Source organism: Roseovarius dicentrarchi, assembly GCF_003316635.1.
GTDB lineage: Bacteria > Pseudomonadota > Alphaproteobacteria > Rhodobacterales > Rhodobacteraceae > Roseovarius > Roseovarius dicentrarchi.
In genome coordinates this window covers 197,473-213,547 of sequence record NZ_QNQP01000001.1, presented here as the reverse complement: position 1 = coordinate 213,547, position 16,075 = coordinate 197,473, and the positions used below count along the sequence as shown (strand labels likewise).

Below are 16,075 nucleotides of genomic sequence, written 5' to 3'. Positions count from 1 at the left end.
GTGCCGGATGCTGTGCCGGTCACGATACCGGCATGTGCAGTTGCGGCGCAGGGCAGGGGGCTTATCTCAGGCGAGGTTCGTGCGATCGGGAGGCCGTCTTTGGGACGATGGCCATGAATGGACCGCACCCCCGCTCTCTCTGATGGCCGTGCGGCTGGGGCCCGACAGCACGCGCGACCGCTCAGAATTTGAAAGGTGACCAGACACATGGCTCAATCCTATCTTGGCCAAAAGCGTTTGCGCAAATACTTCGGTAAAATCCGCGAAGTCCTCGAAATGCCGAACCTCATCGAGGTTCAGAAATCCTCCTACGATCTGTTCCTGCGCTCTGGTGAGCAGGCCACGCCAACCGATGGCGAGGGCATCAAAGGCGTGTTCCAGTCGGTTTTCCCGATCTCGGATTTCAACGAAACCAGCGTGATTGAATTCGTCAGCTACGATCTGGAAAAGCCCAAATACGACGTCGAAGAGTGCATGCAGCGCGACATGACCTATGCCGCGCCGCTGAAAGTGACGCTGCGTCTGATCGTGTTCGATGTCGACGAGGATACCGGCGCCAAATCCGTCAAGGATATCAAGGAGCAGGACGTGTTCATGGGCGACATGCCCCTGATGACGCCCAACGGCACATTCGTCGTCAACGGCACCGAGCGGGTCATCGTCTCCCAGATGCACCGCAGCCCCGGCGTGTTCTTTGACCACGACAAGGGCAAGACGCACAGCTCGGGCAAGCTGCTGTTCGCCTGCCGCATCATTCCCTATCGCGGCTCGTGGCTGGATTTTGAATTTGATGCCAAGGACATCGTGTTCTGCCGCATCGACCGCCGCCGCAAACTGCCTGTGACCACCCTGCTGTATTCCATGGGGCTGGACCAGGAAGACATCATGAATGCCTATTACGACACGATCCAGTTCAAGCTGGAAAAGGGCAAGGGCTGGGTCACCAAGTTCTTCCCCGAGCGTGTGCGCGGCACCCGTCCCACCTATGATCTGGTTGACGCAGCCACCGGCGAAATCCTGGCCGAGGCTGGCAAGAAGGTCACGCCCCGCGCTGTCAAAAAGCTGATCGACGATGGCAACGTGACCGAGCTTCTGGTTCCGTTCGAGCATATTCTGGGCAAGTTCGCCGCCAAGGATATCATCAACGAAGAAACCGGAGCGATCTACGTCGAGGCCGGCGATGAGCTGACGCTGGAATACGACAAGGCGGGCGATATTACCGGCGGCACGCTTCAGGATCTGCTGGATGCGGGCATCACCGACATTCCGGTGCTGGACATCGACAATATCAACGTCGGCCCCTACATCCGCAACACCATGGCCGCGGACAAGAACATGAGCCGCGAGACCGCGCTGATGGACATCTACCGCGTCATGCGCCCCGGCGAGCCGCCCACCGAGGAGGCCGCGTCGAACCTGTTCAACACGCTGTTCTTTGACAGCGAGCGTTATGATCTGTCCGCCGTTGGCCGGGTCAAGATGAACATGCGCCTTGATCTGGACGCCGAAGACACCGTTCGCACGCTGCGCCGCGAAGACATCGTCGCCTGCATCAAGGCGCTGGTCGAGCTGCGCGATGGCAAGGGCGATATCGACGACATCGACCATCTGGGCAACCGCCGGGTGCGTTCTGTCGGCGAGCTGATGGAAAACCAGTACCGCGTTGGCCTCTTGCGGATGGAGCGTGCGATCAAGGAGCGGATGAGCTCTGTCGAGATCGACACCGTCATGCCGCAGGATCTGATCAACGCCAAACCTGCTGCCGCTGCCGTGCGCGAATTCTTCGGCTCGTCGCAGCTGTCGCAGTTCATGGACCAGACCAACCCGCTCTCTGAGGTGACCCACAAGCGCCGCCTGTCCGCGCTTGGGCCGGGCGGTTTGACCCGCGAACGTGCCGGTTTTGAGGTGCGTGACGTGCATCCCACCCACTATGGCCGCATGTGCCCGATTGAAACGCCCGAAGGGCCGAACATCGGTCTGATCAACTCGCTGGCGACCTTCGCGCGGGTCAATAAATACGGCTTTATCGAAACGCCCTATCGCCGGGTTGTCGACGGTCAGGTGACGGACGATGTGCAATACATGTCCGCAACCGAGGAATCGCGGCACACCATCGCGCAGGCGAACGCCAATCTGGACGATGATGGCCGGTTCGTGAACGATCTGGTCAGCACCCGCCAGTCCGGCGACTATACCCTTGCGCCCAACGAGAATGTCGATCTGATCGACGTCAGCCCGAAACAGCTGGTTTCGGTGGCCGCCTCGCTTATCCCATTCCTTGAGAATGACGACGCGAACCGCGCGCTGATGGGCTCGAACATGATGCGTCAGGCGCTGCCGCTGATCAAGGCCGAGGCACCGCTGGTCGGCACCGGGATCGAAGGCGTCGTTGCCCGCGATTCGGGCGCCGCGATCATGGCGAAACGTGCCGGTGTCATCGACCAGGTCGATGCCCAGCGTATCGTTGTGCGCGCGACCGAGGATATGGAACCGGGCGATCCGGGCGTCGATATCTACCGCCTGCGCAAGTTCCAGCGTTCGAACCAGAATAGCTGCATCAACCAGCGTCCGCTGGTCAAGGTGGGCGACACGGTCGGCAAGCATGAGGTCATCGCCGATGGCCCCGCCACCGACATGGGCGAGCTGGCCGTTGGCCGGAACGTCATCGTCGCGTTCATGCCGTGGAATGGCTACAACTACGAAGACTCGATCCTGATCTCAGAGCGGATTTCCCGCGATGACGTCTTCACCTCGATCCATATCGAGGAATTTGAAGTCGCCGCGCGCGATACCAAGCTGGGACCGGAAGAGATCACCCGCGACATTCCCAACGTGGGCGAAGAGGCGCTGCGCAACCTCGACGAGGCCGGCATCGTCTATATCGGCGCCGACGTGGAGCCGGGCGATATCCTTGTGGGCAAGATCACCCCCAAGGGCGAGAGCCCGATGACGCCGGAGGAAAAGCTGCTGCGCGCGATCTTTGGCGAGAAGGCGAGCGATGTGCGGGACACGTCCTTGCGCGTCAAGCCGGGCGATTTCGGCACGGTCGTCGAAGTGCGCGTCTTCAACCGTCACGGCGTGGAAAAGGACGAGCGTGCGCTTCAGATCGAGCGCGACGAGATCGAGCGTCTGGCCCGTGACCGCGACGACGAGCTGGCGATCCTGGATCGCAACATCTACGCCCGTCTGCACACCATGATCCTGGGCAAGGTTGCCGTCAAAGGCCCCAAGGGCGTCAAGTCGAACTCGGACATTACCGAGGATCTGCTGAGCACGCTGACCAAGGGGCAGTGGTGGCAGCTGGCGCTGAAGGAAGAGGCCGACGCGCAGGTGATGGAAGCGCTGCACGCGCAATACGAGGCGCAGAAGCGTGCCCTGGATGCGCGGTTCGAGGACAAGGTCGAGAAGGTGCGCCGCGGCGACGACCTGCCGCCCGGCGTCATGAAGATGGTCAAGGTGTTCATCGCGGTGAAGCGCAAGCTGCAACCGGGTGACAAGATGGCCGGTCGTCACGGCAACAAGGGCGTCATCTCCAAGGTGGTTCCGATGGAGGACATGCCGTTCCTTGCCGATGGCACGCCGGTCGATTTCTGCCTCAACCCGCTGGGCGTTCCCAGCCGGATGAACGTCGGGCAGATCCTTGAGACGCATATGGGCTGGGCCGCACGCGGCTTTGGCATCAAGATCGACGAGGCGCTTCAGGGCTATCGCCGCAATGGTGATCTGTCCCCGGTGCGCGAAGCGATGCACTTGGCCTATGGCGATGATGTCTTTGAAGAGGGCATCAAGGACATGGACGATGCGCAACTGGTCGAGGCGGCGGGCAACGTGACGAACGGTGTTCCGATCGCCACGCCGGTCTTTGACGGCGCGAAAGAGGCGGATGTGAATGACGCGCTCAGCCGTGCCGGCTTTGACACGTCGGGCCAGTCGATCCTGTTCGACGGTCGCACCGGCGAGCAGTTCGCGCGCCCCGTGACCGTGGGCATGAAGTACCTGCTCAAGCTGCACCACCTTGTCGATGACAAGATCCACGCACGCTCGACCGGGCCTTACAGCCTGGTCACCCAGCAGCCGCTGGGCGGCAAGGCGCAGTTCGGTGGACAGCGCTTTGGTGAGATGGAGGTCTGGGCACTGGAAGCCTACGGCGCCGCCTACACCTTGCAGGAGATGCTGACGGTCAAGTCCGACGATGTGGCAGGCCGCACCAAGGTCTACGAGAGCATCGTCAAAGGCGAAGACAGCTTCGAGGCCGGCGTGCCGGAATCGTTCAACGTGCTGGTCAAGGAGGTCCGGGGTCTGGGCCTCAATATGGAACTCCTGGATTCGGAAGGGGGAGAATAAGAAAATTCGCAGTAATTTTCTTGGCCCGGTTTTCACACGAAAACCGGGCGCCTGCCTTTCCGGCCTACCCAAAATTCGAGGTAACTAAATGAACCAGGAACTGACAAACAACCCGTTCAACCCCGTCGCGCCCGCAGCGACCTTTGACGAGATCCGCGTCTCGCTGGCATCGCCGGAGCGTATCCTTTCGTGGTCCTACGGCGAGATCAAGAAGCCCGAAACCATCAACTACCGCACGTTCAAGCCCGAGCGGGACGGCCTGTTTTGTGCGCGTATCTTTGGCCCGATCAAGGATTACGAGTGCCTTTGCGGCAAATACAAGCGCATGAAGTATCGCGGCGTCGTCTGCGAGAAATGCGGCGTCGAAGTCACGCTGCAAAAGGTCCGCCGCGAGCGTATGGGCCACATTGAGCTGGCCGCGCCCTGCGCGCATATCTGGTTCCTGAAATCGCTGCCCAGCCGCATCGGTCTGATGCTGGACATGACGCTGCGCGATCTGGAGCGTGTGCTCTATTTCGAGAACTACGTCGTGATCGAGCCGGGCCTGACCGACCTCACCTATGGCCAGATGCTGACCGAAGAGGAATTCATGGACGCGCAGGATGCTTATGGCATCGACGCCTTCACCGCCAATATCGGCGCCGAGGCGATCCGCGACATGCTGGCCCAGATTGATCTGGAATCCGAGGCCGAGAACCTGCGCGCCGATCTGGCCGAGGCCACCGGCGAGTTGAAGCCCAAGAAGATCATCAAGCGTCTGAAGGTGGTCGAGTCGTTCCTAGAATCCGGCAACCGCCCGGAATGGATGGTGATGACCGTCATTCCGGTCATCCCGCCAGAGCTGCGCCCGCTGGTGCCGCTGGACGGGGGCCGCTTTGCCACGTCGGACCTGAACGATCTTTACCGCCGGGTCATCAACCGCAACAACCGCCTGAAACGCCTGATCGAGCTGCGCGCGCCCGATATCATCGTGCGCAACGAAAAGCGGATGTTGCAGGAATCCGTCGACGCCCTCTTTGACAACGGCCGCCGTGGCCGCGTGATCACCGGCGCCAACAAGCGTCCGCTGAAATCGCTATCCGACATGCTGAAGGGCAAGCAGGGCCGCTTCCGCCAGAACCTTCTGGGTAAGCGGGTCGACTTCTCGGGCCGCTCGGTCATCGTGACCGGCCCGGAGCTGAAACTGCATCAGTGCGGTCTGCCCAAGAAAATGGCGCTGGAGCTGTTCAAGCCGTTCATCTACTCGCGCCTTGAGGCCAAGGGGCTCAGCTCCACCGTCAAGCAGGCGAAGAAGCTGGTCGAAAAGGAACGTCCCGAGGTGTGGGACATCCTTGACGAGGTGATCCGCGAGCATCCCGTGATGCTGAACCGCGCGCCGACCCTGCACCGCCTGGGCATTCAGGCGTTCGAGCCGATCCTGATCGAAGGCAAGGCCATTCAGCTGCATCCGCTGGTCTGCTCGGCGTTCAACGCCGACTTTGACGGTGACCAGATGGCTGTTCACGTGCCGCTGAGCCTTGAGGCGCAGCTGGAATGCCGTGTGTTGATGATGTCGACGAACAACGTTTTGTCGCCCGCCAACGGCGCGCCGATCATCGTGCCGTCGCAGGACATGATCCTGGGCCTGTATTATACCACGCTTGAGCGTGCGGGTATGAAGGGCGAGGGCATGATGTTCTCGTCCATCGACGAGGTTCAGCATGCCCTGGACAGCGGCGAGGTGCATCTGCACGCGCGTATCACTGCGCGCATTCCGCAGATCGACGCCGAGGGCAATCAGGTGTTTGAACGGTTCGAGACGACACCGGGCCGCGTGCGGCTGGGCGCGCTTTTGCCCAAGAATGCCAAGGCGCCGTTCAGCCTGGTCAACCGTCTTCTGCGCAAGAAGGAAGTGCAGCAGGTCATCGACACCGTCTACCGCTATTGCGGTCAGAAGGAGTCGGTCATCTTCTGCGATCAGATCATGACGATGGGCTTCCGCGAGGCGTTCCGCGCCGGGATTTCCTTTGGCAAGGACGACATGGTCGTTCCCGAAAACAAGTGGGATCTGGTGGGCGAGACGCGCGATCAGGTCAAAGGGTTCGAGCAGCAGTATATGGACGGCCTGATCACTCAGGGCGAGAAGTATAACAAGGTGGTCGATGCCTGGTCGAAATGTAACGATCAGGTCACCGAGGCGATGATGAACACCATCTCGGCCAGCAAGCTGAACGAGAGTGGCGTCGAAGCGGAGCCGAACTCGGTCTATATGATGGCCCATTCGGGCGCCCGTGGCTCGGTCACGCAGATGAAGCAGCTGGGCGGTATGCGCGGCCTGATGGCCAAGCCGAACGGCGACATCATCGAGACGCCGATCATCTCGAACTTCAAGGAAGGCCTGACCGTTCTTGAGTACTTCAACTCGACCCACGGTGCCCGCAAGGGTCTGTCCGATACCGCCCTGAAAACGGCGAACTCGGGTTATCTGACGCGCCGTCTGGTGGACGTGGCGCAGGATTGCATCGTGCGCGAGCATGATTGCGGCACCACCCGCGCCATCACCACCGAAGCTGCGGTCAACGACGGCGAGGTCGTGTCGTCCATCGGCGAGCGTCTCCTGGGCCGCGTCGCGGCAGAGGACATCCTGCGCCCCGGCACCGAAGAGGTGCTGGTCAAGGAAGGTCAGCTGATAGACGAAGTTACCGCCGACACGGTTGAGGAGGCCGCGGTGCAGACCGCGCGCATCCGTAGCCCCCTGACCTGCGAGGCCGAAGATGGCGTCTGCGCCATGTGCTACGGGCGTGACCTTGCGCGCGGCACCATGGTGAACCAGGGCGAGGCTGTCGGCATCATTGCCGCGCAGTCGATCGGCGAGCCGGGCACGCAGCTGACGATGCGGACATTCCACATCGGCGGTGTTGCGCAGGGTGGTCAGCAATCGTTCCTTGAGGCCAGCCAGTCGGGCAAGATCGCCTTCGACGGCGAGCAGACGCTGGAAAACGCGGCCGGCGAGATGCTGGTCATGGGCCGGAACATGAAGCTGCTCATCCTGGGCGAGGGCGATGTCGAGCTGGCCAGCCACAAGGTCGGCTACGGCACCAAGCTGCATGTGCGGGCGGGCGATACCATTGCGCGCGGCGACAAGCTGTTTGAATGGGATCCCTACACCCTGCCGATCATCGCCGAGAAATCGGGTACGGCGAAGTTTGTTGACCTCGTGACGGGCGTCGCCCTGCGCGATGAGACGGACGATGCCACCGGCATGACCCAGAAGATCGTGATGGACTGGCGCGCGGCCCCCAAGGGCAACGAGCTGAAGCCCGAGATCTTTATCGTTGGCGAAGATGGCGAGCCGATGCGCAATGACGCGGGCAACCCCGTCAGCTATGCAATGTCGGTCGACGCGATCCTCAGCATTGATGAGGGTGACGCGGTCAAGATGGGTGACGTCGTCGCGCGTATTCCGCGCGAGGGTGCCAAGACCAAGGACATCACCGGTGGTCTGCCGCGTGTGGCCGAACTCTTTGAGGCGCGCCGCCCCAAGGATCACGCCATCATCGCGGAAATCGACGGCTATGTGCGCTACGGCAAGGACTACAAGAACAAGCGCCGTATCTCGATCGAGTCTGCCGAGGATCCCGATCACAAGGTCGAATACATGGTGCCCAAGGGCAAGCACATCCCGGTTGCGGAAGGTGACTTTGTCCAGAAGGGCGACTACATCATGGACGGCAACCCGGCGCCGCATGACATCCTTGCCATTCTGGGTGTCGAGGCGTTGGCCGATTACATGATCGACGAAGTGCAGGACGTCTATCGCCTGCAGGGTGTGCGGATCAACGACAAGCACATCGAAGTCATCGTGCGTCAGATGCTCCAGAAATGGGAAATCCAGGACAGCGGCCAGACAACGCTGCTGAAGGGCGAGCATGTGGACAAGGCGGAATATGACGCCGTAAACGAAAAGGCGCTGGCCAAGAACCTGCGTCCGGCCACGGGCGAGCCGATCCTTCTGGGCATCACCAAGGCGTCGCTGCAAACGCGCAGCTTCATCTCGGCGGCGTCCTTCCAGGAAACGACGCGCGTGCTGACCGAAGCATCGGTTCAGGGCAAGCGGGACAAGCTGGTCGGCCTGAAGGAAAACGTCATCGTGGGCCGCCTGATCCCGGCGGGCACCGGCGGCGCGACGCAGGAAATGCGCAAGATTGCCGTCAGCCGCGATAACGTCGTGATCGAAGCACGCCGGGAGGAGGCCGCAGCGGCCGCCGCCCTTGCTGCTCCGGTGATGGACGATGATGGCGAGACGATGGTTCAGACGCCAGAGAACGGCGACGAGTAAAGCGTTCTCAGCTCAAGCTGAAAGGGGCCTCGCGGTGACGCGGGGCCCCTTTTTCCTTGCAATGACTGGGCGCGACGTTGCGCCGGTCGCCGCAGGGCAAGAGGGCGCGCAGGGATAAATGCCGTCTTTGGCGGGCGGTCTGATTTATAAGAGGGGGCCGATGGCTGCGGGCAGCTGCTAAGCCGCCCGCAGAAAATGTGCCGACGTGATCAGAAGATCAGGCTGGGCAGCCAAAGCGCGATCTGCGGAAACATGAAGACCAGAAACAGGCCAAGGATCTGCAAGGCCACGAATGGCAGCGCAGACATGTAGATGTCACCGATGGTCACATCCTTGGGCGCGACCGACCGCATGTAGAACAGGTTGTAGCCAAATGGCGGCGTCAGATAGGCGGACTGCATGCTGAGGATGAACAGAACAGCGAACCATGTCGTGTCGAACCCCAGATCGCGCACAATCGGCACAAACAGCGGGACGGTGATGAACACGATTGCAAAATCATCCAGAAACATACCCAGGATGAAATATGTCAGCAGCATCGCGACGATCACCAGATTGGGCGACAGGTCATAATCCTCGATCAACTCGCCCACGACCATCCCGGCGCCGACGCCGACATAGATCTTGGAGAAGAAGACGGCGGCGATGGTGATCCACATCAGCATGCCCATCAGCTTGGTCGTGGACAGCATGACATAGCGCAGCGTGTCCCAGCTGAGCCGGCGCTGAACCGCCGCGATCAGCAGCGCGCCGAATGCGCCGATGGCCGACGCCTCGGACGGGGAGGTGATGCCGCCGATGATGCAGCCCAATACGGTAAAGATCAGCAGGCCCGGCGCGATCAGGAAGCGCAGGGATTTCAGCTTTTCGGCGGTCGTGAATTGCTCCTCGGCGGGGGGGCCGAGGGTGGGGTTGATGCGGCAGCGGATCAGGATGTAGATGATGTAGATGGTGGCCAGCATCAGGCCCGGCATCAGCCCGGCGGCAAAAAGCTTGCCAACCGAGTCGCGGCTGAGAAACGCGTAGATGATCATCAGAACGCTGGGCGGGATCAGAAAGCCAAGCGCGCCGCCGGCCATGATGGTGCCCGTAACCAGCCGCTTGTCATAGCCGCGATTCAGCATCGCGGGCAGGGCGATGATGCCAAGGCTGACCGTCGCCGCGCCGGACACGCCCGCCATTGCCGCAATCAGCGCGCAGATGATGACCGTGCCGATACCCAGACCGCCGGGCAGGCGGCCCATAAGCTTGTGAATCATCTCGAACAGGTCGTCCGTGATGCCCGAGCGTTGCAGTACCAGCCCCATGAAGATGAAAAGCGGCAGCGCCACCAGCAGGAAGTTGTCCATCGCGCTGAAAGTCGAGGATATCAGCAGATCCAGACCCCCATCGCCATAGATCGCATAGGCGCTGCCGATGCCGCAGATCGTCAATGCCCATGCCAGCGGCGCGCCCAGCGCCATCAGCAGCAGCATTGACGCAAACATGATGCCGGTAATGGCCAGCGGGTCCAGATTTTCCATAAATCGTTCCTTGATACGGCAGGTGCGCGCAAGCGGCGCCGCCGGTCAGCGTTTGCGCGGTGCGCCTGTGTCCACGGCCTCGGCCACGTTGGCGTCCATGATGGACGGCACCAGTTCGGGGTCGATGTCTGAGGTCACTTCAGCCTCGCGCGGGTCGTCGTAATCAACCTTGAACAGTGTCAGCACGGCGCGCACCAGTTCTGCGATGTTTTGCAGCAGGACCAGACCCACAGCCAGCGGAATGACCGTCTTGATCGGGTAGAGGGGCGGCTGCCAGATGCTTTTGTTGGAATATTCCAGAACGGCCCAGCTTTCGGCGGCGAAGACGATCGACATTTTCAGGAAGATGCTCAGCACGACCAGACCGACGGACCAGATGATGACATCGCAAAATGCCTGTCCGCGTCTGGGCAACGCGCCCCAGATAACCTCGCTGCGAACATGGCCGCGGTGGCGCAGGGTATAGCAGCCGGCCAGCATGCAGAACGCGCCATACAGCATGGTGCTGCTTTCATGCGCCCAAAGCGTCGGCGCATTCAGAAAATACCGGGAGACGATCTCGTACATCAGCACGCCGATCATTCCCAGCGTCATCCAGGAAATGGCCCGCCCGACAAATTCGGACAGGCCGTCCTGGGCGACAAGATACCTTGTCACCCAAGCCATCAGAGGCGACCTTGCGCCTTGGCGTTCTCAACCAGCAGTTCGATCAGCTTGGCGTTACGCTCGGACCGGTCGGCTTCTTCCTGCCAGACTTCCTGCGCGGCGACTGTCAGCTGCTTGGAGTCTTCTTCGGGCAGGGTGGCAAAGGTAAAGACGCCGCCCTTTTCCTCGACCGATTTGTTGCCTTCGGCCAGCCATGTGTTGAGGTCAATCGCGTATTGGGCGATCGCGTCTTCCATGATCTTCCTGTGCTCGTCCGACAGGGCATTCCATGTGTCCGGGTTGGCCACATAGGTGTCGGTCCAGCCGGGCATCAGCATGTTCAGGCGCGTGTAATGCGACGCCGTCTCGTTCAGCTTCAGCTGCTCGTACTCGACCGGGCCGCCGTAAATTGCGCCGTCGATCACGCCGGTTGACAGGCCGATATACAGCTCGCCCGCGGGCAGATAAACGGTGGGAATGTCCAGCGCGCCCAGAACCTTGCCGATCTGCGCGGTGGCGCGGATCTTGCGGCTTTTCAGGTCTTCCAGCGACGATACCGGCTCTTTGGTCAGCAGGTCATAATCATGGCCCCAACCCTTCTGGATAAAGACGACGCCGGCCTCCTCGTAGGCCTCGTTCAGGATTTCATCGACCGCGTCCTGCGCAAAGAACGCCTCGGCCTCTTCCATGCTGGTCCAGCCGCCGGGAAGGCCCGCTTCGATGCTGCCGATATCGACCTGACCGGACCAGTAGCTGCCCACGCCATGCGCGATATCGATGGAGCCTTTGGACGCGGCCTCCAGCAGTTGGTCGCTGGCCACCAATTCGCCGCCGTGAAACACCGACACGCGCAGATCGCCGCCGGACTGTTCCTTGACCGTGTCGCGGAATTTCTTGATGACGTGGTCGATTTCAGTTCCGAAATAGGTGTGGAACCGCAAACGCGTGGTGTCTGCGCTAGCCGCTGTTGAAATGGCCGTCAACGCAACGGCGCCCGACACGGCGGCAATGGCGGCGCGGCGGGTGAATAGGCTGAAACTCATGTAGTATCTCCTCCGGGTTGGGCGCGGTGGCACCCTTGATCAGGGAACTCTGCCGAATCTGTGTCGGCGGCCCCTTTTTTGCGCCCCTTTCGACGGGGCTTGGACAGGAAGCCTACATCATGGACTATACTGCCGGCAATGATAATGTTAGAAACAGGACGTAAGGGCGGGGAAAGTATCGCAAAAGGGCGATTTTACGCAATATTCGCAAAGTGACGGGACATTTGAAAACAACTAGCCTTAAAGTGGTGTGGCGATGGGCAAGGGATTCTGTCGCTTTGGCCAGGCAGAAACTTGAATCAAAGCTTGGCACAAGCGACAGCACCGTTCAACATCCACATAGAAGTAGCCTGGATGAACAGGCACACACCAACGGGAGACAGCCAGACATGGCCAAAAAACCAGCAAAGCCAAAAGAGCCGAAGAAGGCCGCGAAACCTCAGCGGGAATCGGAGCAGGCCCGCGAAAAACTGAACGGGTTGACCGAAATCTACCGCTATCTGCGCCGCAACAAGACGCCGATTTACGTGATCATGCCGACGCCGTTCAACCTGATGGGGCTGGACCAATGGGTTGGCGGGCTGGAATTCGTCAACTATTTCGACGTGTTCGACGGCGAGCATCCGCGCGTGTTCAAACCCACCCAGATCGGCGCACCTGTATTCCAGTCGATGGAGGATGTCGGCAATTATCTGGTGGATCACCCCGAATTCCGCGACCGGGTAAAGCAGCGCGATCCGGGGCTGGCGGTGTTCGTGATGTTCGACGAAAAAACCGAAGAGCTGTGCGAGGAAATCGGCCTGAAGATTGCGCTGCCCTCGAATGAGCTGCGCCACCGGCTGGACAGCAAGATCGAGACGACCCGCATCGGCAACGAGGCCGGCGTTGACAGCGCGCCAAACGTCATGGGCCGCGCCGAAACCTATGCGCAACTGACCAAGCTGGCGACCGGCGCCAAGCTGGGCAAGGACCTGGTGGTTCAGACCCCTTACGGCGACAGCGGGCGCACCACGTTTTTCATTAAATCCAAAGCCGATTGGGACAAGTTCGCCTCCAAGATCGTCGGCGAAGAACTGAAGGTGATGAAGCGCCTGAACCATCTGCCCGGCACGATCGAGGGCTGCGCCACGCGCCACGGCACGCTGGTGGGGCCGGTGATGACGGACATCACCGGGTTCGAGGAAATTACCCCCTATAAAGGCGGCTGGTGCGGCAATGATGTATCCCCCGCCATCCTGCCGGACGGCGTGCCGGACAAGGTGCGCGAAATGGCGCGCAAGCTGGGCGATCAGTTGTATATCGAGGGCTACAAGGGTGTTTTCTGCACCGACTTCCTGCTCGATACCGACACGAACGAGGTGTATCTGGGCGAGATTAACCCGCGCGTTTCGGGTGCCTCCCCGCCAACGAACCTCATCACCTCCACCTATGGCGGCTGCCCGATGTTCCTGTTCCATCTGCTGGAATTCATGGATGTCGACTATGAGATCAACATCGAAGAAGTGCAAAGTCGCTGGAATCATTACGATTACTGGACTCAGTTGATTTTGAAGCAGACCGAGGACAAGGTGGAGCTGATCACGCAGGCGCCGCGCTCGGGCATCTGGAGCATGGATGACGATGGTGCGATCTCATTCGTGCGCGCGGGCCACAACATCAACGCGCTGGGGGACGAGCATGAGGCGTTTTACCTGCGCGTCTATGGCGTTGGCGAATATTGCTATCACGGTGCCGATCTGGGCTGTGTTCTGGCGCGCGGCCGGATGCAATCGGACGAGCGCGAGCTGCTGGAGCGGGCCAAGCAGTGGAACAGCGCGATCAAGGGCCAGTTCAAGACCGTCCCGCTGACGCCCAAGACCGAGGTTGCGATGCCGGCCGATATGACAGCCGGTAAATGGTTCTAGAAACAGCGCAAACGGGGGGTCATTCAGGCTCCCCGTTTGGCACCCCGATGGCGTCAATGTCGTTCCGGACCCAGAAAAATGCGAATCCCTGACCGCGCAGCCAGACCTCCAGCTTGTCCAGGCTGCCCCATTCGCGGCGCATGCCCCGCGCGCTTTCCAGTGACATCCAGACGCCATCGACCAGAAAAAACACCGTCCAGGTAAATGGATTGCGGTCCTGATCGCCAAAACCGCCGCCCTGTACGGTGCGCCGTACCCGGACAATGCAGGGATATTGGGTGATGCGGTACGCCGCGACCATGCCGGGAATATCGACTTGGCGTATCGTGCCGGCTGGAATAGGGGATGGCAGCATGACACCGATGTTGACAATGTAACGCTCAATGTCAATATCGTTACATCATGGCTTATGGTGTTCTCCGCCGCATTTCTGGTAAGGAGGGCTTTGTGCGACGCGCACATATCTGACTCCGGATATATACGGACACATCATGCAACTCAACTTCACCAGCCTTGCCGAAGACAAGCCGTCGGATGCGCTCGCTCAGGTCTTCAATCGCGGCTGGCCGGGCTGGTCACGTTGGCTGGACAAGCGGCGCACGGCGCGCACAACGGACCTGCGCGATGCGCGGCTGGCGCTGCGCCGTCATATGCCGGAATTCGAGGCGCTGTGGGACAACTGGGTGGATGTCTGCGGCGCCGATGATGACGCGGCGCTGTTCCTCAGCTTCTGGTCGCCGCCGCGCTATCTGGTGAATTGCTCGCAGGCGGTCTTGATTGATGCGGATGGTCCGTTCTTGATCCGCAACTATGATCTGGATCCGCAGTTGAACGAATCCACCTTGTTTTCGACCGCGTGGCGCGGGCGCCGCGTGGCGGGAATGGTGGATGGCATCGTCGGGTTGGCCGATGGCATGAATGATGCGGGCCTTGCCGTATCGCTGACATTCGGCGGGCGCACCGTATGCGCGCCGGGTTTCGGTATCCCCTTGATCGTACGCTATGTTCTGGAGATGTGCGTCGACGTGCAGCAGGCGGTCGAGGCGTTGCGCGCGGTGCCGTCGCATATGTCCTATAACGTCACGGTGGTCGATGCGGCGGGCGATTTCGCCACCGTCTATCTGGCGCCCGACCGGCCCACCATCGTCACGCGCACGCCCTATGCGACAAACCATCAGATCGGGGTGGAATGGCCGCGCCACGGCCGGTTTTCCAACACGCAGGGGCGTTCGGACCATTTGGCGACGTTGCTTGAAGATCCGGGCATATCGGCGCCCCGGCTGGCGGCCGAGTTTTTGACTGCGCCGCTGGCCAGCACGCGCTATTCGCGTGGGTTCGGCACTGTTTATACAGCCGCGTACCGGCCCCGTGCGGGGTCAATCTCGCTTAGCTGGATGGATGGCAGCGCGGACGCATGGCAACTGGGGGCGGTGGAGCCGCGCACCCGGCTGGTCGAGTTTTCCTCCAGCGGATCACGGACCCTTGCGACAGGGCCGGGCCGGGGCGAGGTCAGTGCGCCAGACAGTCAGGCCGGCGGATATGGCTGGCCGCCGGATGCGGTGGCTGTCTAGCCCGCCTGCGGATCAGGCCGACGCGGCCATGCTATCACCCTCGCCACAGGGCAGGGTCATGTTGTGCCGCGCCATGAAACGGTCCAGTTCGGACGGCGTCGGTGTGCGGCCGGTAAACACCTCGATATAGGCGCGCATCCGCGCCATACGCAGGGCGCGATCCTCATTCACCTGCATCGAAAGATATCCGATCTGGGTGTAGATCATCGTCATGGTCCGGACCTCGGCCTCCTCCGCGGCATAGTCAAAGCGCAGGAACATCGCCTGCATCGCGGCCTTGCGGCGCGCGTCGGCCTGCGCCAGACGCGCCGCCAGACCGGCATCGTTGCGCGCCCAGTTGCGAATGGCCAGATCCAGCCGCCCGTCAAACAGCGCATCATCCAGCCAGCAATCAAACAGGTTCAGCACCGCCTCGCAGATCGACTCGGCATAGGCCTCGCAGCGGGCGATCAGGTTGCCGGTGTTCTTGTCCTCCCAATGGGCGATCATCGCCTCCAGCAGCGCCTCGCGGTCGGCGAAGTACCAGTAGAATCCGCTGCGCGTGACGCCCAGACGCTTGGCCAGCGGCATGATTTTGACCGCCTCGACCCCGTCTTCGGTCAGAACGTCATAAGCGACCTTGAGCCAGGCATCACGTGGGGCGCGGGGCGGATCTGGGGCAATCTGGTTCATGGAATGAAAATGGTATTTATTGACAGGTATGTCAATTCGCATGACACTTGTGTCA

General features: G+C 61.1%; 9 protein-coding genes. 4 read left to right on the top strand and 5 right to left on the bottom strand.

The annotated features are described in order from the left end of the window. Positions 1-207 precede the first annotated feature (207 nt). Together rpoB and rpoC are read left to right on the top strand one after the other, a co-directional pair. Positions 208-4,344, top strand: coding sequence for a DNA-directed RNA polymerase subunit beta (gene rpoB, locus DQ230_RS00945; protein ID WP_113910614.1), 4,137 nt, complete (start codon positions 208-210; stop codon positions 4,342-4,344). Between the two features lie 88 nt (positions 4,345-4,432). Further along, a complete protein-coding gene (gene rpoC / locus DQ230_RS00940) occupies positions 4,433-8,662 on the top strand; it encodes a DNA-directed RNA polymerase subunit beta' (protein ID WP_113910613.1) in 4,230 nt (1,409 codons plus the stop codon). A 209-nt stretch (positions 8,663-8,871) separates the two neighbouring features. Here rpoC and DQ230_RS00935 read toward each other — a convergent pair whose 3' ends face one another. Genes DQ230_RS00935 through DQ230_RS00925 form a run of 3 tightly spaced genes read right to left on the bottom strand, consistent with a single transcriptional unit; the run spans position 8,872 to position 11,873 of the window. Continuing rightward, positions 8,872-10,185, bottom strand: coding sequence for a TRAP transporter large permease (locus DQ230_RS00935; RefSeq protein WP_113910612.1), 1,314 nt, complete (start codon positions 10,183-10,185; stop codon positions 8,872-8,874). A gap of 45 nt (positions 10,186-10,230) precedes the next feature. Further along, positions 10,231-10,851, bottom strand: a complete 621-nt coding sequence (locus DQ230_RS00930; RefSeq protein WP_113910611.1) for a TRAP transporter small permease subunit — start codon at positions 10,849-10,851, stop codon at positions 10,231-10,233. Beyond that, the gene (locus DQ230_RS00925; RefSeq protein WP_113910610.1) at positions 10,851-11,873 is read right to left on the bottom strand and encodes a TRAP transporter substrate-binding protein; all 1,023 of its coding nucleotides are present in this window, start codon (positions 11,871-11,873) and stop codon (positions 10,851-10,853) included. Before DQ230_RS00925 ends, DQ230_RS00930 begins: the two co-directional genes overlap by 1 nt. A gap of 389 nt (positions 11,874-12,262) precedes the next feature. Here DQ230_RS00925 and DQ230_RS00920 point away from each other — a divergent pair, with 389 nt between their 5' ends. Further along, positions 12,263-13,777, top strand: coding sequence for a biotin carboxylase (locus tag DQ230_RS00920; RefSeq protein ID WP_113910609.1), 1,515 nt, complete (start codon positions 12,263-12,265; stop codon positions 13,775-13,777). Between the two features lie 19 nt (positions 13,778-13,796). Here the strand turns inward: DQ230_RS00920 and DQ230_RS00915 are convergent, their stop codons facing one another. Next, entirely contained in the window at positions 13,797-14,132 is a 336-nt protein-coding gene (locus DQ230_RS00915; protein ID WP_113910608.1) for a hypothetical protein, read from the bottom strand. Between the two features lie 136 nt (positions 14,133-14,268). Here DQ230_RS00915 and DQ230_RS00910 point away from each other — a divergent pair, with 136 nt between their 5' ends. Beyond that, entirely contained in the window at positions 14,269-15,348 is a 1,080-nt protein-coding gene (locus DQ230_RS00910) for a C45 family autoproteolytic acyltransferase/hydrolase (protein WP_113910607.1), read from the top strand. 12 nt (positions 15,349-15,360) lie between these two features. Here DQ230_RS00910 and DQ230_RS00905 read toward each other — a convergent pair whose 3' ends face one another. After that, positions 15,361-16,020 (bottom strand): TetR/AcrR family transcriptional regulator, encoded by a 660-nt coding sequence (locus tag DQ230_RS00905; protein ID WP_113910606.1) that lies wholly within the window; start codon positions 16,018-16,020, stop codon positions 15,361-15,363. Between the last annotated feature and the right edge of the window lie 55 nt (positions 16,021-16,075).